Origin of the sequence: Luteimonas terrae (assembly GCF_031457535.1) — a bacterium.
In the GTDB taxonomy this organism is placed as follows: domain Bacteria; phylum Pseudomonadota; class Gammaproteobacteria; order Xanthomonadales; family Xanthomonadaceae; genus Luteimonas; species Luteimonas terrae_A.
Window position 1 is genome coordinate 1 of sequence record NZ_JAVDWO010000017.1, and the last position, 19,838, is coordinate 19,838.

Sequence of the window (19,838 nt, forward strand, 5' to 3'; positions counted from 1 at the left end):
CTCGAAGGCTGCGCCATGCGCGCACTTGTTTCCACCCCGATCACGCCAAGCGTTTGATCTGACTGGTGAAAACGTGGGGAAACCTCAGCGTCAGGGACGTTTCCACCCTGTAGCGCGCGCGTCTTCAGCGCGCCGGCTATTCGTGCCGCCTCTCCGCATGCGAGTCAGACAGGCGCTGCGTCGTGGCGCGCGGATGCGGTGAACGTCCGGGGTTCGGTCGAGCGCGCGTGCCTCACGACACTGGATTCACCACCGCCCCGGCGATGATCCGTTTCGGCCTGCATCCGCGGGCACAGAACGGACACTCCCGATGGCACTGATCCACTCGATTCTCATGGGCGCCGTTGCGGGCATACGCGCGATGACGCCGCTCGCCACCGTGGCCAATGCCGCCTGCAACGGCACCCTGCCCCGCGGCAACGGCGCACCGCGGCTGCTGTCGAACCGTCTGGCCTCGACCGGCGCCAAGCTGCTCGCCGCCGGCGAACTGGCGGGCGACAAGATGGAAGACGCCCCCGACCGCATCGTGCCGGCCGGCATGCTGGCGCGCGTCGTCACCGGCGCGATCGTCGGGATGGCGCTGGCGCCGCGCGAGCAGCGCCCGCTGGCGGCCGTGCTCGGCGCCGGTGCCGCTGTCGGCATGGCCTATGTCACGTTCAACCTGCGCGTGCGCGCGATGCGCCGCTTCGGACAGAACGCGACCGGCGCGGTCGAGGATGCAATCGCGGTCGGCAGCGCCACCCTGATCGCACGCAGCGCCGCGCCCAGGCGACGGCGCCTGCTGCGCCGCTGAGCCACACGGCGCGCCACCACGCGCTTCGAACGCCGTGCGCGTGGCGGCGCGGCGTCTTCGGATGCCGTGCCCAGTCGACGGCGTGCGCACGTAGGGCGACCCCACGCAAGTCTCAACATCCGCGAACGGACGCCCCTACAATGCGCGCCCCTCGTCGCGGTCGCCCTGCATGCACATCGTCGTTCTCGAAGAACTCAAGGCCTACATCGATCCGCTGACCCCGGACGAGTACGAGGCGCTAGAGCGCAGCCTGCTCGCCGAAGGCTGTCGCGACGCGCTGGTGCTCTGGGGCGATGTGCTCGTCGATGGCCACAACCGCTACGGCATTTGCCGGAAGCACGACATTCCGTTCAACACGGTCCAGAACACGCGCTTCCAGTCGATGGAGGACGTGCATCTGTGGATGATCGAGCAGCATCTCGGCCGTCGCAGCCTGTCGGATTACCAGCGCGGCGTGCTCGCGTTGCGCAAGCGCGACATCGTCGCCGCGCGACAGCAGGCACAGCGCATCGCCGCACTGGAGACTGCGCCCGCCAAGGACGCGCCGGTCGAGGACACCGAGGACCGCCCGCCGTGGGACGACGCGCCGTCGCAGGGCAGCCGCGCCGAGCTCGCGCGCGAAGCCAAACTCAGCAGCAACCAGGTGGCGATGATCGAGCGCATCCACGCCCACGCCACGCCCGAACTCGTCGAAGCCCTGAAGTCAGGTGCGATCTCGATGAGCGCGGCCGCCGCGGTCGCCAGCCTGCCCGAAGACGAGCAGCGCAGCGCCGCCCAGGCCGGCAAGGACGAACTCAAGCAGGCCGCCAAGCGCGCACGCGATGCCAAGAAGCGTCCGAAGCCCGGCAGCGAGGACGGGGCGACTCCCGAGGGCGCGGCGCCGGCGCCCGACGCAAAGGCGCTGCAGCGCCGCGTCACCGAACTGGAGCGCGAGAACGCGGATCTTCGCGGCCAGATCGAAACGCTGCAGAACCAGATCGTGCGCCTGCGCGGCTGAGCATCGTCCAGCCTCCGATTCCGGCCTGTGGGGCGTCGCGCCGGCGAGCCGGTTTTCGAGCCTGAATGGCGAAACTGGATGCGAACACCTCCCAGATGAGACACTAGCCCGCTCAATCCAAGGGAGTTTCCGTGGCCAAGCCCAACTATTCGTTCGAAAAGCGTCAGCGCGAACTCGCCAAGAAGAAGAAGCAGGGCGAGAAGGACGCGAAGAAGCGCGCCGAACGCGACGCTGCCAAGGGCACCGCAGAGCCGGAACAGAATTCCGGTTCAGAGTCGGCCTGATCGCAGCGCCGGGCGGCACATGCCGCCCGGCATGGCGTTCCGGCCATGTCGATCCGCGCGACGGCATCCGGTCGCTGACCTGACGATCCGTTTGCGTCCGTGCGCCCTCGGCTTCGCTTGAGCCAGGCTTGCATCGGCGATGTGCGGTGAATCGCCGGGATCGGATTCGACGACGGACATCTTCGACACGCATGCGAACTTTCGTACTCCGCGCGCGCGCCGCGCCCACCGACAGCCACGCCCTGTTGGCATCCGTTGGTCAGGACGCGCATACCGAAATTCTCGCGCACACGCTGATGAACGCGATGTTCGTCGCGCAGTCGCACCGCCCCGATGTCACGGTCTACCTGGTGCTGGAAAGCACGCGGGATTTCTCGCGCACGATCCGCTTCGAGGTCAACGCCATGCACGACATCGGTGGCTTCGACGAGCGCGCATTGCTGGGCAAGATCGCCAAGGCGCTGGACGTCTCGCGCGGCATGGGCAAGGACGAGACGCGACCGGTGGAATCGGGCGTCGAGGTCCGCACCACGAGTTTCGAGCGGCTGGTGCAGACGCTGGCCGAAGACCATCAGCTGTTCCTGATGGACCGCAAGGGCACGCCGATCCGCGAGCAGACGTTCGCGGACAATCCCTGCTTCCTGCTGACCGACCACATTCCGATGCCGAAGAAGACGATTCCCGGCCTCGAACGCATGGGCGCGAAGAAGATCGCACTCGGTCCGAAGATGCTGTTCGCCTCGCAGTGCGTGGTGCTGATCCACTACGAGCTGGATCAGGGCTGACCTTCGGGATCGGGATCGAGCGGGCCGGTTGGCGGGTATCCTTCCCGCGCATCAGCCGGCGGCGTGCAGCCTCACGACGGTAGCGCCCAGTGTGGCCGCATCAGCCCTTCGAACCAGTCCTGAAACGCGACCAGGCGACGTGATCGCGAACGGCGATGTGGATACAGCAACGAAACAGGCATCGCAGCCGCGCGGCAGTGGGGGATGACCTCGACCAGTTCGCCTGCATCCAGCAGGTGCTGGACATCGAAGCGCGGGATCTGGATCAGCCCGAGGCCTGCGAGACAGCAGGCGATATAGCTCTCGGCGTTGTTCACCGCCACGCGGCTGCGCAGCTCGACGACACGTTCCAGGCCCGCAGCGTCCACGCATTCCCACGGCACGTCCCGACCCGTTCCCGACGCTGCGTAGCCGATCGCCCAGTGCGCGGCAGCAAGCGCCTCGACATCCGATGGCGTGCCGTATTCGCGCAGGTAGGCCGGGCTGGCGCAGTTGACCAGCGCGACATGGCCCAGCGGGCGGGCGACCAGCCCACTGTCGCGCAGCGTGCCCACGCGCACGGCGCAATCCACGCCGTCCTGTACCAGGTCGATCATCCGGTCGCTCGACCCCAGCACGAGCTGCAGGCGCGGATGCCGCCGCAGCAGGCCCGGCAGCGCCGGTGCGATCACGCGGCGTGCGATGCGGCTCGGCACATCCACCACCAGCCGTCCCGTCACCTGCCGCTGGCTGATCTGGAACGCGGCATCGATGTCTTCCACTTCCGCCAGCAACGGGCGCACCCGCTCCAGCAACTGCGCGCCGTCTGCGGTCAACGTGACGTGTCGCGTCGTGCGGTGCAGTACGCGCACGCCGAGCTGGGCTTCGAGCCGCTGGATCGCCGCGGACACGCTCGCCCGTGGCAGGCTCAGCGCATGCGCCGCCCTGATGAAACTGCCCATCTCCGCCACCCGGAGGAACACGCGATACTGGTCGAACCGATCCATGCGCCTGTTCCGTCCACGTTGCGGACATCAAGCCTGCCAAACCCGGTGGAGTGGCGATACCCCATGCGCATGTCGAGGCGTGCGTCGCCCGATGCCTCAGTGGCTGGACCGCCACCACAGCACCCACGCCAGTGCGACCGGGATGCCGAACAGCGCCAGATGGATCGGCAGCTCCTGGGCGAAGGTGTAGCCATGCGACATGCCGGTGCGCAGGTTCCACGCCGAGACTCCCAGCCAGACCAGCGTGAACGCACCTGCGGCCAGCGTGCGCTGCCCCGCCGGTGCCAGACGCAACAGCAGACTTGCCGTCAGCAGGCCCAGCGCGATGATGATTGCCGTGCGCATGCGAGGCCTACTTGGTCGTGTATCCGCCGTTGATCAGGATGGTCTGCCCGGTGATCCACCAGCCATCGCTGACCAGGTGGCGGATGAAGGGCACCACGTCCTCGATATCGGTCAGGCCCGTCCTGCTGAAGGGCGACAGCGCTGCGGCCGACTTGTGGTACGCCACCGCGTCCTCGCCTTCGGCCGGATAAAAGAACGGCGTGTCCATCGGGCCCGGCCCCACAGCGGTCACCGAAATGCCACGGGCGCCGAACTCCTTGGAGGCCGCCCGCGTGTAGTGTTCGACCGGTGCCTTGGTACCGGCGTAGGTCGCATAGAAGGGCGTGTAGGCCCCCAGCAAGGACGTCACCAGGGTGCAGATCTTGCCGTTGTCGTTGACGTGCCTGCCGGCCTCCTTGAGGAAGAAGAACGCGGTTTTCGAGTTGACCGCGGACATCTCGTCGTACTCGGCCTCCGATACCTCCGCAAACGGCTTCTTCAGCACCTTGCCGACGGTGTTGATCGCGATGTCGGGACGGCCCACTGCCGCGACCGCGTCCGCGAACAGGGCTCGACGGCATCGGCCGTCGTCAGATCGCCCTGCAGGGCCACGGCCTTGGCACCGCCGGCCTCGATGGCCGCGACCGTGGCGTCGGCGTCGGCTTTCGAGGCATCGCTGTTGTAGTGGATCGCCACCGCGCTGGCGCCGTGTGCGGCGAGATCGCGTGCGATCAGGCCGCCGAGGTTCTTCGCGCCGCCCGCGATCAGGACGACCTTGCCCTGGATGGAATGGTCTGCCATGCGTCCGTCTTCCCTTGATCCAAGATTCGATTGCCGAGGCTAGACCAGCGCGGCTCTGGCAATAAAGCGGTCAGCACTGGATGGATCATCCAGGATTCCCACCCAATCGGGACGCTGGCGGACGCGCTCATGGACCGGTGGATTCTGTCGTCACGGAGTGCGGGAGGGCCGGCTGCGCATATCGATGCGAAGCGCACCCGCTGCGGCGCGCCATCGCAGCGCGGCTGGACGGCCGGCGACATCGCGTCCCGGGTCGCGCAGCGACCGTCACCGGACCATCCGTGACAGCAGCCGGTTCGCCTGGGCCGGCGATCGGTCGCCTGGATCGATGGCACAGGTCTCCAACGCGCTGATGCCCGCGTGAACCGGGCGGCCTCTAGCCGCCGCGCACGCGCAGCGTCAGCCCCTTGAGGAAGTTGCGCAGCAGCTGATCGCCGCAGGGGCGGAAGTTGCGATGCCCTGCCTGGCGGAACAGCGCCGACATCTCGGGCTTGGAGATCGGGAAGCCCGCGTCTGCGAAGATCTGGTGCATGTCGACATCGGTCAGTTCGAACGCGACGCGCAGTTTCTTCAGCACCACGTTGTTGCTGATGCGCGACTCGACCGGGCGCGCCGCCTGGCGCTCGTCACGGCCACGGCGGTGCACGATCAGGCCGTCGAGCACATGCGCGAGCACGCTGTCGCTGCAGGCCACATGGCCGGGTTCGTCTTCCTTCAACAACAGCGGACGCACGTCGTCCTTGTCGAGGGCGAAGTCGGGATCCACCAGCTTGGCGAGATCGACGACCTTCTGGTCGCTCAGGTCGAGCATGTAACGGATGCTGCGCAGGACGTCGTTGGTGATCATCGATCCAACAGGGCGGTTCGGAAGAGGCGCAATTCTACAGTTGCTGAAACAGACTCCCGGCACCGGTGTGCAACGGGCCGGTACATCCAGGCCGAGAACGCCTGTTTCGGAGCCACTGCGCGCATCAGCGACGCGCGACGAACGCGTGGACCAGCCCCCCCGCTACACTGCCCGCCCCGATTGCCGGCTGTGCCCGATGTCCGCCCCCGTCCGACTGGCCAAACGCGTCTCCGAACTCGCCCGCTGCTCGCGCAGTGAAGCCGAGCAGTACATCGAAGGCGGCTGGGTGTCGGTCGACGGTCGCGTCGTGGACATGCCGCAGCACATGGTGACCAGCGAAGCGGTCGAACTCGACGCGGCCGCGCGGCTCGCGGTGGCCGAACCGGCGACGATCCTGTTCCACAAGCCCGCCGGTCTCGATGCGTTCTCCATGTCCGACGCCGCCCTGCCCTACGTCGATGCGGCCACGCGCTGGAACGAGGACCCGACCGAGGTGCGCCTGCTGCAACGGCATTTCCACCGCTTGACGCCACTCGCGCCGCTGGAGCCCGAGGCCAGCGGACTGATAGTGCTAAGCCAGGACGGTCGCGTGTGGCGGCGCCTGACCGAAGATCTCGACGGGATCGAGCAGGAGTTCGTTGTCGAGGTCAGCGGTGAGATGCCGTTCTACGGCATGCAGCGCCTCAAGCACGGCCTGCAGTACGACGGCCACACGCTCCCGCCGTGCAAGGTCAGCTGGCAGAACGAAGTGCGCCTGCGCTTCGCGATCAAGGGCGTGCGCCCCGGCCAGCTGCGCGACATGTGCGCGCAGGTCGGGCTTGGCGTGGTCTGGATCCGACGCCTGCGCATCGGGCGCGTGTCGCTGGCGAAGATGCCGGTCGGTGCGTGGCGCTATCTGCCGGTCGAAGACCGGTTCTGATCGCAAGGTGGCGCCGCGCGATCCCGCGTCACCCTCGCTTTGGCCGAGACGCCGGGAACGCTGCACCAAGGGCGTGCGCAATGTCGCGGGCTTCGCCTGAATGCACGGCCCATGCGACCTGCCGCGCTTCAACCACGGGTGGCCTGGTGCCGGTATCGTCTGCGCTCCACGTCGACCGAAGCGCCGCCATGTCCAACCAGCACAAAAGCGCTCTTCGGCAGGCCAATGCGGCGATCAGCCGTGGGGACATCGAAGGGTTTCTGGCGTATTGCACCGACGATATCCAGTGGACGACGGTGGGCGTGTCGACACTCGACGGCAAGGACGCCGTACGTCAGTGGATGGCCGATGCCTACGCCGAGCCGCCGGTGTTCACGGTTGACCATCTCATCGCCGAAGAGGACTTCGTGATCGCGCTCGGCAGCATCACCGCCACCGCGGCCGATGGCAGCGAGACGCGCCATGCGTACTCGGATGTCTGGCGCTTCCACGACGGCAAGATGGCGGAGTTGCGCGCTTTCGTGATCTGAGGCGCATGGGCCGGAGCGGGTGCGCGGATCCGTGTGACACGCAGTCGCCATCGCTCCAATAGGCCCGGCCCACGCGACAACCGGGGACCGGCCCGGCCTCCGTGGCCGGCTGCTGCAGCGCGTCGCAGACGCCGTTGTCAGTGGGAGGGCATGCACGCCGAGTGCTGCCCCGCTCACCGCGCCTCCGCCGCCTCCTGTGAACCCTGCGGCGTGTCGATCAGCTTCTCGACCGGATAGCCCATGGCCCGCGCCTGCTCGATCAGGCGGGCACGCACCTCGGGATCGAGCTGCGGGTCACGCGAGAGGATCCACAGATAGTCCCGACCCGGCGCGCCCACCATTGCCCAGCGATATTCGGCGTCGTCGAGCGCGATTACCCAGTAATCGCCCCAGACCATCGGCAGCCACGAAAGCCATTGCGGCGCGAACCGCACTTCCAGCGTCGAGCTGCGGCCATCGACCATACGGGCGACACCGCGCGCCTCGGTGAAGCTGCCGTCCCGGGTCCGACAGCGGTTCACCACTTTGAGCGTGCCGTCGGCGTTGGGGCTGTAGTGCGCGGTGGTGTCGGCGACGCACTTGCGCTGGAAGAACATCGGCAGGTGCGCCTGTTCGTACCAGGTACCGGCGTAGCGCGCGAGATCCACGGCGGCAACCGGCTCGTTCGGCAGCGCAGTGGCGCCCACCGCGGGCACGGACAGGCCGGCGGCGAGCAATAAAGGGGCAAGGCGCATCAGCCACTCCAGATTGAAAACACGATTCTCCCGCCGCACCGCGTTCTGGCGATGTGAGACAGGGGGAGTCGCGGCCGAAGGCGTGTCGGGACGCGTCTCCGGATTGGGCGTGCGCACCGCACGCGCTGGACACTGACGGGACACCGAAGAACGATCACGCTGCATGTCCCGCAATCAGGCATTGACGGCCAGACGCGGCCCCGACAAGTCTCAAGCGCCGCCCTGTTCCGATGGGACGCGAGATCGGCTCGCAGGCTCGCCCCATCCAACACGCCCGGCACACGCGGTGACGCGACAAACACCTTGCGTAATGACATCCATTCGCATTTAATGCGCGGGCAGTTTCATACGCCCGCGGAGCGGGCAGGCAACCGACGCCGCCATCGCAAGGCCCACGCGGCTGTTCGAGGACGCGCGAACCGATCACCCAATGCTGCCTTCGGCAGCGGGACTGCACGTGCGGACACCGCGCCGGAATTGCGCGCCCCGCCGAACCCGATCGTTTCCCTCCCCGCCCGCGTCCCGCAAGGTCCCCACGTCCATGCTTCGTCCGCAGTCCGTCGCTCCGTTCCGCACGCCCGCCAACGCCGTTCTTTCGCTCGCCATCGGCCTCGCCCTGTCGACCGGCACGCTGCCCGCCTTCGCCGCGCCGCAGGACGCCGCCGGCAGCGGGACCGACGCCACCGAACTGGACACGATCCTCGTCGTCTCCCAGCGCGCAGGCCGCGTCAGCAACGGCGCGACCAATCTCGATCTCGACATCAAGGACACGCCGCAGTCGATCAGCGTCGTCAGCAGCGAACAGATGCAGCAGTTCGGCGCCGACAGCCTCAACGAGGCGCTGCGCCTGGCGACGGGCATCCAGGTCGAGGAATGGGAGACCAACCGCAGCAACTACACCGCGCGCGGCTTCGACATCGCCAACACCCAGATCGACGGCGTCGGCCTGCCCAACGGCTGGGGCATCGTCACCGGTGCGATGGACACCTTCGGCTACGAGAAGCTCGAGGTGATCCGCGGCGCCAACGGCCTGCTGACAGGCGTGGGCAATGCGGCCGGCACGATCAACTACGTGCGCAAGCGTCCGACCAACCACGCCGAAGGCAGCGCTGGTATCAGTGTCGGTTCCTGGGGCACGACGCGCGCCGAAGTGGACTACTCGACGCCGTTCACCGACGACGGCCGCTGGGCCGGCCGCATCGTCGCCGCGCACGAGGAAGGCGACTCCTGGCTGCGCGGCAAGGACGACCGCCGCGACTTCGTCTACGGCGTCGTCGATGGCCAGATCGGCGACAACGGCACGCTGACGCTCGGCTACGCGTGGCAGGACGCGCGCACCGACGGCAACATGTGGGGCGCGCTCGGTTTCATGTACAGCGACGGCACCCAGGCGCGTTGGGACCGCGGCGCGTCGACCACGCAGGACTGGACCTTCTGGGACACCACCAGCCAGACCGCGTTCGCCGAATACGTGCACCAGCTGGGCGCGGACTGGCAGCTGAAGCTTGCCTACAACCGCCGCGATATCCGCAACGACGATCGCCTGTTCTACGCGACCGACTTCAACGGCACCGGTCTCGAGCCCGGCACCAATCTAGGCCTGTACGGCTACCCGTGGGGCGGCGAGGACGAGCTCACCGCCGATCTGGTGTCGGCAACGGCCAACGGTCATTTCCAGATGTTCGGACGCGACCAGGAACTGATGTTCGGCGTCGGCTGGTCGCGCAGCGAAAACATCAACTCCGAATACGCGGGTGCGCTGTGCAGTGGCGCGCCCTGCAGCTACATCCCGATGCCGGGCTTCCCCTGGGGCGGCGACGTGGTGCCGGAGCCGGTCTGGGGCGCAAGCTCGGTCTACAGCACCCTCGACGAGCGCCTCAAGCGCGCCTACGGCGCCACCCGCCTGTCGTTCACCGATCGCCTCAAGGCCGTCGTCGGCTTCAACTACGCCGAGTACCACCGCGACGGCATCAACTACGGCGTGACCTTCGACCAGACCGAAAGCGAGACCAGTCCCTACGCCGGCCTGACCTGGGATTTCAGCCCGAACGTGCTGGGCTACGTCAGCTATTCCGACATCTACCAGCCGCAAAGCCAGTCGGATGCCGATGGCCGGTACCTCGACCCGACCAAGGGCGCGAACTACGAGGTGGGCGTCAAGGCCGACTGGCTCGACCAGCGCCTGCTGACCACGCTGGCAGTGTTCCGCGCCGAGCAGAACGGTCTGGCGACCGGCGCCGGCTACAACGACAACGGCCAGTTCTACTACGAGGGCGTGGACGTCGAATCCAAGGGCGTCGAGCTCGAAGCGACCGGCCGGCTGAGCGAGCACGTGGATCTCGTCGTCGGCTACACCGCGCTCAAGCTCACCGGCCAGGACGGCGACGACACCTACCGCTGGGTGCCGCGCCGCACTGCCAATCTCGTGCTCAGCGCGCGGCTACCCAGCTACACCGCGCTGTCGTTCGGCATCGGCGGGCGCTGGCAGAGCGACATCTCGAATGTCGAGACCAGCGGCTTCACCGTGCGCCAGGACAGCTATGCGGTGTTCAACGGCTTCGTCGGCTGGGACTTCCAGCCCAACGCCACGCTGCGCCTCAACGTCAACAACGTCGGCGACGAGACCTACATCAACACGCTGCGCTACAGCGGCTATTACGGCGCGCCGCGCAACTACACGCTGAGCCTGAACTACCGCTTCTGATCCATTTTTCTTCGACTGATACCGACACCGCCGCCGCCATGTCCTACGCCGCCAAATTGCCTTCCCCCACCCCACGCCTGCGGCTCGCCGTGCGCATCGGCGCGGCCGTGTTCGGCGGCTATGCCTTCACCTGGGGCGTCATCGCCGCTGGTGCCGCGCTGCTGTTCAAGGCCGGCATGGATTTCCACGATGCCGAGTTCCTGGCGAGCGCAGTCGGCCTGCTGGTGTTCCTGACGGTGTTCTTGTGGACCTTCGCCACGCGCCGGCTGCTGCTTGCCTGGGTGTTGCTGGCGGGCGGCGGCGCGCTGCTGGCGGGCGTCGCGTCGCTGGTCCAGGCGAGCATCGTCTGATGGCCGCCCACGGCATGGCGGCACAGAGTTTCCGCCAGGCGATGGCATGGCTGCACACGTGGTTCGGGCTGGTGCTCGGCTTCGTGCTGATGGCGGCGTTCTTCTTCGGCGCGCTGTCGGTATTCGACCGCGAGATCGACCGCTGGGCGATTCCGTCCACGCGTTTCGAACCGCAACCGATGCCGTCGTTCGAGCAGATCCTGCGGCCGGCGTTCGAACGCATGCAGCCCACGCCGCAGGCGGTCGATGCGATGCGCTCGCGCGTCGATGGCCCGATGCCCGCGCACTTCGACACCGTCGCCAACTGGAGTGCCTACACCACCCACCGCGATCCGGTCGTCGCCGTGTTCGCCGGCTTCCAGGTGCCCGGCGCGAAAGATCCCGACGAGGCGATCTTCGCGCTCGGCACCATCGATCCGCGCGACGGCGCGGCCCTGCCCGACGAGCGGCTCAAGATCGGCAGCGGCTTCTTCTACCCGATGCACTACAGCCTGACGCTGGACTGGAAGAACCTGGGCTTCTGGATCGTCGGCTTCTCGGCGCTGGTGATGCTGGCGGCGCTGGTCAGCGGCGTGGTGATGCACCGCAAGTTCTTCCGCGAACTCTTCACCTTCCGCCCCGGCAAGGGCGGCCTGCGCAGCGTGCTGGACCTGCACAACCTCACCGGCGTGGTCGCGCTGCCGTTCCACTTTTTCTTCGCGTTCACCGGCTTGGTGATTTTTTCGGCGACGTATTTCTTTCCGGTCGGCCACACGCAACTGCATGACCTGCACGATCTGCATGCCGCGACCGAAGCGAGTGAACTCGGCTTGCCGCATCGGCGCGCCGGCGTGCCCGGCGGACTGGCGAATGTGGACGCGATGGTCGCCGAGGCGCAGCGCCGCTGGGAGGCGCGCGACATGGCCGGCGATGTCGGTTTCCTCGTCCTGCAGCACGTCGGCGATGCCAACGGCTACGTCAGCGTGTACCGCGCCGGCACCGATCGCATCGCGCTGGTCGGCCAGGGCATCCACTTCAAGGCCTCGACCGGCGCGCTGATCCGCGAGGATCCCGTCTCTACGCCGGTCGGCAAGGTCGCCGAATTCCTGACCGGCCTGCACCTGCAGCATTTCCGCCACTGGCTGCTGCGCTGGCTGTATGTGCTGGGCGGTCTGCTCGGTGCGGTGTGCATCGCCACCGGCTTCGTGTTCTTCGTCGAGAAGCGCAAGCGCCAGCATGCGAAACAGGTCAGCCAGGGCGCACGCATCGTCGACGCACTCGCGGTGACGATGATCACCGGCATGGTTGCGGCAACGCTCGGCATCCTCGTCGCCAACCGCCTGCTGCCGGACGATCTCCCCGCGCGTGGCGACTGGGAACGCTACGCGTTCTGGGGCACCTGGGCGCTCGCGCTGCTGCATGCGGGCCTGCGCAGCGCACCGGTCGCACGCGGCCTGGCGAACCCGGCCTGGCGCGAACAGTGCGGCGCGATCGCTGTGCTGGCACTCGCGGCCGTCGTACTCAACTGGATCACCACGGGCGACCATCTGCTGCGCACGATCAGTGCCGGCTACTGGCCGGTGGCGGGCGTCGATCTCGTCCTGCTGGTGACCGCTACCGTCGCCGGCGCGACCGGTCTGCATCTACGCCGTCGCGCGGTAGCAACGGCAGCCGCAGAACACCCCCGCCGTGAGCACGCCCATGCATGACGCGTCCCACGCCGCCTGGCTGCTGACAGCGGCCCTGCTCGCCAGCGTCCTCGGCATGGCCTGGCTGGCGCTGGCCATGCCCGCGCACGGCCAGCAGGTCTGGGGCGCGCCAGTGTCGCCGGAACGCGCACGCGTGCTGCGGGGACTGGGCAGCGTCGCACTCGCCGTGTCGCTGGCGCTGTGCCTCGCCAGCGATCATGCCTCGATGGCGGCGCTGGTCTGGATCATGTCGCTGGCCGCTGCCGCATTCCTGGTCGCGATGACGCTGGCCTGGCACCCACGCTGGCTGGCGCGATTGGCACCTTGGGCCGGCCGCGCAGACACGCGCGCGACCCGCTGAGCGCGCCTAGAACGCTGGTTCAAGGGCACGTGGCTACACCCTCCAGGCGGCGCCGCATGACGACCTGCACTGGCGGTCGTTTACGGGCGCGACGGTATAGTCCGGCCCTCCTGCGGGCGCCGCGCCCGATAACGAACTGAAAGGAATTGTCATGGGTCTGGTACAGGCGGTGAAGGGTGCAGTCGGTGGCGTGCTGGCCGACCAGTGGAAGGACTTCCTGACGGTGCCGACCGGGCTGCCGTCGACGGCGGCGCTGTTCGCGGCCGTGCCGCAGGGCACGAACGCCGGCCGTGGTTCGAACACGCGCGGCTCGTCCAACATCATCAGCAACGGCTCGAAGATCGTCGTGCCTGAAGGTTACGGCCTGCTGCTGTTCCAGGACGGCGCGATCACCGGCTTCGTCGCCGAGCCCGGCGGTTACGAGTGGCGCTCGGACGACCTCAATTCGCAGTCGATCTTTGCCGGCGACGGTATCGTCAGCCCGTTGATCAGGCAGAGCTGGGAACGTTTCAAGTTCGGCGGCCAGCCGGGCGGCCAGCAGGCGGCGTTCTTCGTCTCGCTCAAGGAATTGCCGGACAACCGCTTCGGCACGCAGTCGGAAATCTACTGGGACGACGGCTTCCTCGGCACCCAGGTCGGCGCGCTGACGCGCGGCTCCTACACGCTGAAGATCGTCGACCCGATCCTGTTCGTGAAGAACTTCGTACCGGCGCGCTACCTCGCGCCGGGCCAGGTGTTCGACTTCACCGACATCGACAACGCGGCGGCCAGCCAGTTGTTCAACGAAGTCGTGGGTTCGCTCGCACCGGCCTTCAGCCTGTACACGAACGATCCCGGCAAGGGCAATCGCATCACCAAGCTGCAGCAGGATTCGCTGGGCTTCGCGCAGAGCCTGTCGGCGGCTGTCGAACAGGGCTACCAGTGGAAGTCCGACCGTGGCCTGGCCATCGTCAAGACCGCCATCGTTTCGATCGAGTACGACGCCAACACGCGCGAACTGCTCAAGACCGTGCAGCGCGCCGATGCCCTCGCCGGCTCGCGCGGCAACTCCAACCTGCAGGCAAGCGTCGCCCAGGGTATGCAGTCGGCCGGCGAACACAGCGGCGCTGCGGGTCTCGTGGGGCTGGGCATGGCCTCGGGCATGGCTGGCGGCATCGGCAGCCTGCAGCAGCCGGCAACCCCGGCCGCACCCGCGGCGGACGACGCGGTGGCCAAGCTCAAGAAAGCCAAGGAAATGCTTGATCTCGGCCTGATCACCCAGGACGACTACGACGCCGCCAAGGCCAAGGCGCTCGGCCTCTAAGCCGCACCGCACGACCATGTCCGACACCAAGTTGCCGCCGCCGTTGCCGGTTCGCCCCGTCGACGGCCCGGGTTCGCCGCGTGATGTGCCGCCGCTGCCGGGCACCGTGCCGGTCGATCCGGCCACGTTGCCCGACCCGATTCGCGACGAGCTCGAAGCGCCCAACCCGCTGGCCATCGACACCTCTGCCGAGGCACTGAAAAACGGCCTCAACCGCTGCCCGAAATGCGGCGCGACCGATATCCGCCAGCGCGCCGGCACCGACATCCTGGTCTGCCTGTACTGCCGCAACGAATGGCACGGCGAACGCGTCGAGGAAGCGTTCGGCTTCGGCGACGGCATTACCGATCTGCGCGGCACCGTCATCGCGTCCGGCGCGCGTGACATCGAGGCCGATGCCGCCAACCTGATGACCTTCCATTGCGCCGGCTGCGGCGCGGACGTCACGGTCAACACCGAAAGCACGATGACGGCGCGCTGCCACTGGTGCCGCCACGTGTTCGGCGTCAACGAGCAGATCGCCAACGGCGCAGTGCCCGATGCGGTGCTGCCCTTCCACATCCGCAAGGACGACGCGGTTGCGCGCATCCGCCAGTTCGTCGACAAGCGACGGCTATTCGCGCTCAAGGCGTTCAAGGACGAGTTCACGCCCGAGAACGTGGTCGGCGTGTACCTGCCCTACATGATCGTCGACGGCAGCGCGAGCGCGTCGGTGACCGGCAAGGGCGAGATCAAGACGCGCCAGTACACGCGCGGCACCAAGAACAACAGGAAGACCTATTACGACGCCGATGTGTACCAGGTCGAACGCCATGTCGAGTTCACCGTCGACGATCTGCCGCTGGAGTCGTCCAACGCGCGCGGCAACCTGGACGTCAACGTCAACACCAACAACATCATCAACACGATCCTGCCGTTCGACACCAAGAACGCGGTGAAGTGGAACGCGTCGTATCTCCACGGTTTCACGTCCGAAAAGCGCAACAGCAACGTGGAGCACCTTCGGCCGCGCCTGGAAGACCAGCTACTGTCGATCGCCCGTGCGCAGGTCGAAGCCTCGACGCGCCGCTACGACCGCGGCGTGCGCTGGGAACAGGAACGACTCGACGTCCATGGCACGCGCTGGGTCTCGATGTATCTGCCGGTGTGGCTGTATTCGTATCACCAGCCAGGCAAGAACGGCGGCCTGCTGCATTACATCGCGGTCAACGGCCGGACCGGCGAAACCATGGGCAGCGTGCCGGTGCAGCAGTGGAAACTGCTGCTGGCCGCGCTGACCGTGGGCACCGTTCTCGAGGGCATTGCAATCATGATTCTGGTGGGCATGTCATGAGCGACGAAAGTGGACTCTGGCTGCTGCTCGTCGGCCCGTCCGGCGCGACTGCGCTGTACTGGGCGCTGTACCGTTTCTATCGCAACACCGACAAGTCGCACGCGTTCGAGCGCGAGACGGATATCGACGCCAAGCCGGTGACCGGCAGCGACGTGAAGGTCCGCAAGATCACCGGAACGCAGGCGACGCGCATCCAGGGCGACAACGTCCGCGCCTACCGTGCGCGCGTGCAGCGGGTGGCGAGCCCGACACCCGACGACGCGGACGGCGGTGCGTCGTAGCGGAGGTCATGCGCATCGCCGCGTTCCAGTGCGCTCACGCGGAAGGTGTTAGACCTCCGTCCTACTCGGCGGGAGGACAGCATGGCGTATCGCATCAGACGCAAGGATTCCAAAGCGCAGGCTTCATTGCGTCGCATTGCGCGCGAGCAGGTGCAGGCTGCGATCCGCAGTATCGACGCGACTGCCATCGATCACGCGGAGGCCATCCACGACGTCCGCAAGCGCATCAAGAAGATCCGCGGCCTGCTGCGCCTGGTGCGGCCCGGCTTCGATGATTACCGCGCGGAGAACGCCGCATTCCGCGGAATCGCGTCACCGCTCGGGCCGCAGCGCGATGCCGGCGTGCGCCTTGAAACCTTCGACGATGTCGCCGCAACGACCGGCAACCGATCCAACGACTGGGCGACCGTGCGGCAGGCACTCGTGCGGCAGCGACAGGCGATCGCCGCGGCCCACGATCCCGAAGGTCTGCTGCACGCGACGCGCGGTGCGCTGCGCGACGCGTTGGTGCGGATCGACACATGGCGAGTTGCGGAAGACGGCTTCGACGCGTTCGAGACCGGGCTGAAGTCGAGTTACCGACGCGCCCGCAAGGCGATGCGCGCGGCGTGCAAGCACGGCGACGACGATGCTTTCCATGGCTGGCGCAAGCGCAACAAGGACCACAGTTTGCATCTGCGGCTGCTGCAGCCGATCTGGCCCGGACCGATGCGCGCGACGCAGGTCTGCGCCGCGGGACTCGGCGAGGTGCTCGGCCAGCATCACGACCTCGCCGTCCTGGCCGCGCACGTTCGCGCGATGGCCGATGTCCCGTCCGACGCGGCCGACGCGCTGGAGACCGCCATCGGATCACGGCAGCGCACACTGGCGACACGCGCAGGTGCGTTGGGCGCGCCGCTCTACGCGGATCCGGCCCGTGCGCTGGTGAAGAGCTGGCGCAGGCGTTACATCGCGTGGCAAAGCGCCGACTGAGACGCTCCTGGCGTAAGAGGCGACTCCATCCGCCGCAGGCGCGCGTCTGCGAACGACGGGCGATCGCGACCTTCCAGGCTGCAGCGCTTCACCCGCCAGTCCCGGCGCCATGCGGGGCGAGCGGAGGCGGCGCATCCAGTTGCTGCGCGGACAGCTGCCGGCAGATAGCATTCCGGGTTTCGCGTCCCCTTTGCGCAGCCCAGCTCGACCGGCTACGCCGGGTCGCGTGACGCCCCCTCCCCGGAGTTTCCATGCGCGACACCATTGTTTCCGAACACCGAGGCCTGCGCGCTCATCTGCACGCCTTCATTGCGCACCCCCGGGTGCAGACGGTCATCCTGACGCTGATCGTCATCAATGCCGTCCTGCTCGGCATGGAAACATCGCCCCGCATCGTGGCCGCATACGGCGATCTGATCCGCCTTGCAGACCGCGCGATCCTGTCGATCTTCGTCGCGGAAATCCTGGTCCGACTCTTCGTGCACCGTGCGCGCTTCTTTCGCGACCCCTGGAGCCTGTTCGACTTCGCGGTGGTCACGATTGCGCTGGTGCCGGCGTCCGGGCCGTTCTCGGTGCTGCGTGCGCTGCGGGTGTTGCGTGTCCTGCGCGTGCTGACCATCGTGCCGTCGATGCGCCGGGTGGTGGGTGCGCTGCTCGGTGCGGTGCCTGGCCTGCTGTCGATCGGCATGGTGCTGGTGCTGATCTACTACGTCTGCGCGGTGATCGCGACCAATCTGTTCGGCGCTGCGTTCCCGGACTGGTTCGGCAATCTCGGGCGTTCGTTCTACTCGCTGTTCCAGATCATGACGCTGGAAAGCTGGTCGATGGGCATCTCGCGACCGGTCATGGAAGAGTTCCCCTATGCCTGGGCGTTCTTCATTCCGTTCATTCTGCTTGCCACGTTCACCATGCTCAATCTCTTCATCGGCGTGATCGTCGATGCGATGCAGACGGTGTCCCAAGCGGAGCATGCCGACACGCTGGACGCGCTGGACCGCACCCAGGTCCACATCGAGGCCGATGTGCACGCCGAAGTGCGCGCACTGCGCGACGAGATCCGGAGCCTGCGCAGCCTGCTGGAATCGCGCGCTGGCGTGTAGCCTCGTGTCGCTGTCATCGGCCAGCCGACGCGCGCCGTGCGCTGCGCCCGGTGCAGAGCGACCGGTTCCGACAAAACCCTGGCAGTCAGGTCAGCGCGAGGCCGGCATCGCGGGCGTCCCGGCCCGTGGCGTCGCGGAACCGCATCGAGCATCCGTCGCCCGCCTCGCTCAGTCGTCCTTGGCGAACCGAATCACCAGACCTGCGCGATCGTCGGTGGCCCAGATGGCGCCATCGTCCGCGACCGCCAGACCGACCGGCGAGCCTTGCGGTCGCACACCGCGCTGCAGGCCCCAGCCAGGCGTCAGCATCACCGGCGTCGCCGCGGGGCCGGCGCCATAGGCACGCATGCCCTGGCCGTAGACCGGGAACCGCGGATTCGGATCCGCCAGCGGCACGCCGCGCGCGTCGACCGCGAAGCTCGCGATGCGGCCACCGACCGAGCGGTGTCCATGCCAGGTCATCAGCAGGCGGCCCTGCAGCGCGGGAAACATCGCGCCGTCATACCACAGCATGTCCAGCGGCGCGGCATGCGGCGGCAGCAACAGCGCGGGCGCGGTATGTGCATCGCTGCGGCACCAGTCGGCCTTGTCGCGCCAGCCCGGCGTGGCCTGCGCGGCGTCGGCGCAATACGGCCAGCCGTAGTGAGCGCCGGCCTCGATGATGTTGAGTTCCTCGAACGGCGACCAGCGGCTATCGAAGTCGTAGCTGTTCTCGCCCTGCAGCACGGTGCCCGATGGATGCACCGCCAGTGCCAGCGAGTTGCGCAGTCCGCGGGCGAAGACGTCGTGGTCCGCCGCCCAGCGGCCCTCGCCGTCGTAGCGGTATCGGCGCAGGCTTGCTGCATCCTCGGCGCCTTCGCTCTCTGCGCACAGGCCCGATTCGGTGCGCGCATCTGCACCCGTGCACTGGTCGCTCGGCGCGCCGACGTTGACCAGCAGGTCGCCGCTCGGGAGAAACACGAACTTCGACAGCGGATGGCGATGCGCGTGCAGGCGGTTGTCGGGCAGGTTGTCGACCACCGCCTCCACCGTGTCAGCAGGCGTTTGCGCGTCGGGGTCAAAGCGGAAGATGCGGCTCATCTCGCCGACATACACGCGTCCGTCCGGGCCACGCGCGATCGCGTGCGGCAGATGCAGGTCGTCGAGCACACGCTGCACGTCGACCGCGCCGTCTTCGGCGGTGCGCAACCGCCAGACCGCGCCGCGGGTGCCGTCCCAGGCGCCCAGATCGGTGACCAACCAGGTGCCGGCGTCGAGCTGCAACAGCGAGCGCGGCAGCCGGAGCGCGCGCGTCGGATCTGCCGTCGTCGGCCCGACCACCAGCCCCACGCACATGCCACGCATCGTGTCGATGGAAAGGCGCGGATAGCCGCCGCACGACGCACCCGCCACAGCGTGGCGCTCGCGCGCCGCGCTGAGCGCGACGGGCAGCAGCATCAGACAGGCCAGCAGGCCGACACGCAGACGCATGGTCATCAGCCGTAGTAATCCACGCCGATGATCTTGCAGACCTCTTCCTCGTTGTAGCCGTGGAAGCGGCGACCGCGTGTGGTGTGCGTGCGCGCGAACAGCTTGCCGTTGGCATCGTTCCGCTCGCGCTTCTCGGTCAGCAGCCACTTGGCGTAATCGTGTGTCAGGTTCCGCTCCCGGGTCGGGTCGCGCTTCATTCGGGCCATGTTCCGCATCCTCGGTTCTGTTCCGCGCATGCCTGCAGCGCGCGCGGCGCACAGGATACGCGGCCCGCGATCGACCGGTGCCGGAACGCCA

Annotated in this window: 21 protein-coding genes and 1 pseudogene; 15 read left to right on the plus strand and 7 right to left on the minus strand. The window is 67.7% G+C overall.

Annotated features, from left to right (window positions below; genetic code table 11):
* Positions 1-310 precede the first annotated feature (310 nt).
* The 4 genes from J2W68_RS16480 to trmY all read left to right on the plus strand — a co-directional run bounded on the left by J2W68_RS16480 (position 311) and on the right by trmY (position 2,859).
* Positions 311-793, plus strand: coding sequence for a DUF4126 family protein (locus tag J2W68_RS16480; protein ID WP_310238076.1), 483 nt, complete (start codon positions 311-313; stop codon positions 791-793).
* A 169-nt stretch (positions 794-962) separates the two neighbouring features.
* Positions 963-1,790: a plasmid replication/partition related protein gene (locus J2W68_RS16485; protein ID WP_310238079.1), complete on the plus strand. Its 828-nt coding sequence runs from the start codon at positions 963-965 to the stop codon at positions 1,788-1,790.
* A 131-nt stretch (positions 1,791-1,921) separates the two neighbouring features.
* On the plus strand, positions 1,922-2,074 hold the full coding sequence (locus J2W68_RS16490; RefSeq protein ID WP_310238082.1) for a hypothetical protein: 153 nt from the start codon (positions 1,922-1,924) through the stop codon (positions 2,072-2,074).
* Between the two features lie 191 nt (positions 2,075-2,265).
* Entirely contained in the window at positions 2,266-2,859 is a 594-nt protein-coding gene (trmY, locus tag J2W68_RS16495) for a tRNA (pseudouridine(54)-N(1))-methyltransferase TrmY (RefSeq protein ID WP_310238084.1), read from the plus strand.
* A gap of 71 nt (positions 2,860-2,930) precedes the next feature.
* Here trmY and J2W68_RS16500 read toward each other — a convergent pair whose 3' ends face one another.
* From J2W68_RS16500 to J2W68_RS16515, 4 genes and pseudogenes are all read right to left on the minus strand, one after another.
* Positions 2,931-3,845, minus strand: a complete 915-nt coding sequence (locus J2W68_RS16500; RefSeq protein WP_310238087.1) for a LysR family transcriptional regulator — start codon at positions 3,843-3,845, stop codon at positions 2,931-2,933.
* Positions 3,846-3,941: 96 nt separating this feature from the next.
* Complete coding sequence (locus J2W68_RS16505) at positions 3,942-4,190, minus strand: hypothetical protein (protein ID WP_310238089.1); 249 nt, start codon at positions 4,188-4,190, stop codon at positions 3,942-3,944.
* Between the two features lie 7 nt (positions 4,191-4,197).
* Positions 4,198-4,970 (minus strand): annotated as a pseudogene (locus J2W68_RS16510) (SDR family oxidoreductase).
* A gap of 376 nt (positions 4,971-5,346) precedes the next feature.
* On the minus strand, positions 5,347-5,817 hold the full coding sequence (locus tag J2W68_RS16515) for a DUF1456 family protein (RefSeq protein WP_310238090.1): 471 nt from the start codon (positions 5,815-5,817) through the stop codon (positions 5,347-5,349).
* 196 nt (positions 5,818-6,013) lie between these two features.
* Here J2W68_RS16515 and J2W68_RS16520 point away from each other — a divergent pair, with 196 nt between their 5' ends.
* Positions 6,014-6,736 carry an rRNA pseudouridine synthase gene (locus J2W68_RS16520; RefSeq protein WP_310238093.1) on the plus strand — a complete coding sequence of 241 codons (723 nt, stop codon included), beginning with the start codon at positions 6,014-6,016 and terminating at the stop codon, positions 6,734-6,736.
* A gap of 188 nt (positions 6,737-6,924) precedes the next feature.
* Positions 6,925-7,266 carry a nuclear transport factor 2 family protein gene (locus J2W68_RS16525; RefSeq protein WP_310238096.1) on the plus strand — a complete coding sequence of 114 codons (342 nt, stop codon included), beginning with the start codon at positions 6,925-6,927 and terminating at the stop codon, positions 7,264-7,266.
* A 173-nt stretch (positions 7,267-7,439) separates the two neighbouring features.
* Here the strand turns inward: J2W68_RS16525 and J2W68_RS16530 are convergent, their stop codons facing one another.
* Complete coding sequence (locus tag J2W68_RS16530) at positions 7,440-8,000, minus strand: lipocalin family protein (protein ID WP_310238099.1); 561 nt, start codon at positions 7,998-8,000, stop codon at positions 7,440-7,442.
* A gap of 541 nt (positions 8,001-8,541) precedes the next feature.
* On the opposite strand from J2W68_RS16530, the gene J2W68_RS16535 reads away from it, so the two are divergent.
* The 9 genes from J2W68_RS16535 to J2W68_RS16575 all read left to right on the plus strand — a co-directional run bounded on the left by J2W68_RS16535 (position 8,542) and on the right by J2W68_RS16575 (position 18,071).
* Positions 8,542-10,704: a TonB-dependent siderophore receptor gene (locus J2W68_RS16535; protein WP_310238101.1), complete on the plus strand. Its 2,163-nt coding sequence runs from the start codon at positions 8,542-8,544 to the stop codon at positions 10,702-10,704.
* Between the two features lie 38 nt (positions 10,705-10,742).
* Positions 10,743-11,054: an iron uptake protein gene (locus J2W68_RS16540; protein ID WP_310238104.1), complete on the plus strand. Its 312-nt coding sequence runs from the start codon at positions 10,743-10,745 to the stop codon at positions 11,052-11,054.
* Positions 11,054-12,742: a PepSY-associated TM helix domain-containing protein gene (locus J2W68_RS16545; protein WP_310238107.1), complete on the plus strand. Its 1,689-nt coding sequence runs from the start codon at positions 11,054-11,056 to the stop codon at positions 12,740-12,742. Before J2W68_RS16540 ends, J2W68_RS16545 begins: the two co-directional genes overlap by 1 nt.
* Positions 12,735-13,082 carry a DUF3325 domain-containing protein gene (locus J2W68_RS16550; protein WP_310149072.1) on the plus strand — a complete coding sequence of 116 codons (348 nt, stop codon included), beginning with the start codon at positions 12,735-12,737 and terminating at the stop codon, positions 13,080-13,082. Before J2W68_RS16545 ends, J2W68_RS16550 begins: the two co-directional genes overlap by 8 nt.
* A gap of 151 nt (positions 13,083-13,233) precedes the next feature.
* Positions 13,234-14,385 carry an SPFH domain-containing protein gene (locus tag J2W68_RS16555; protein WP_310238109.1) on the plus strand — a complete coding sequence of 384 codons (1,152 nt, stop codon included), beginning with the start codon at positions 13,234-13,236 and terminating at the stop codon, positions 14,383-14,385.
* A 16-nt stretch (positions 14,386-14,401) separates the two neighbouring features.
* A complete protein-coding gene (locus tag J2W68_RS16560) occupies positions 14,402-15,718 on the plus strand; it encodes a TFIIB-type zinc ribbon-containing protein (protein ID WP_310238112.1) in 1,317 nt (438 codons plus the stop codon).
* Complete coding sequence (locus tag J2W68_RS16565) at positions 15,715-15,999, plus strand: hypothetical protein (protein WP_310238115.1); 285 nt, start codon at positions 15,715-15,717, stop codon at positions 15,997-15,999. The genes J2W68_RS16560 and J2W68_RS16565 overlap by 4 nt, the downstream gene beginning before the upstream one ends.
* A gap of 81 nt (positions 16,000-16,080) precedes the next feature.
* Positions 16,081-16,971: a CHAD domain-containing protein gene (locus J2W68_RS16570; protein WP_310238118.1), complete on the plus strand. Its 891-nt coding sequence runs from the start codon at positions 16,081-16,083 to the stop codon at positions 16,969-16,971.
* A gap of 251 nt (positions 16,972-17,222) precedes the next feature.
* Positions 17,223-18,071, plus strand: a complete 849-nt coding sequence (locus J2W68_RS16575) for an ion transporter (RefSeq protein WP_310238120.1) — start codon at positions 17,223-17,225, stop codon at positions 18,069-18,071.
* Positions 18,072-18,239: 168 nt separating this feature from the next.
* On the opposite strand, the gene J2W68_RS16580 is transcribed toward J2W68_RS16575, so the two are convergent.
* Both J2W68_RS16580 and J2W68_RS16585 read right to left on the minus strand, forming a co-directional pair.
* Positions 18,240-19,541: a PQQ-dependent sugar dehydrogenase gene (locus J2W68_RS16580; protein ID WP_310238123.1), complete on the minus strand. Its 1,302-nt coding sequence runs from the start codon at positions 19,539-19,541 to the stop codon at positions 18,240-18,242.
* A 5-nt stretch (positions 19,542-19,546) separates the two neighbouring features.
* Positions 19,547-19,747, minus strand: a complete 201-nt coding sequence (locus J2W68_RS16585) for a hypothetical protein (protein WP_310149051.1) — start codon at positions 19,745-19,747, stop codon at positions 19,547-19,549.
* Positions 19,748-19,838 lie beyond the last annotated feature (91 nt).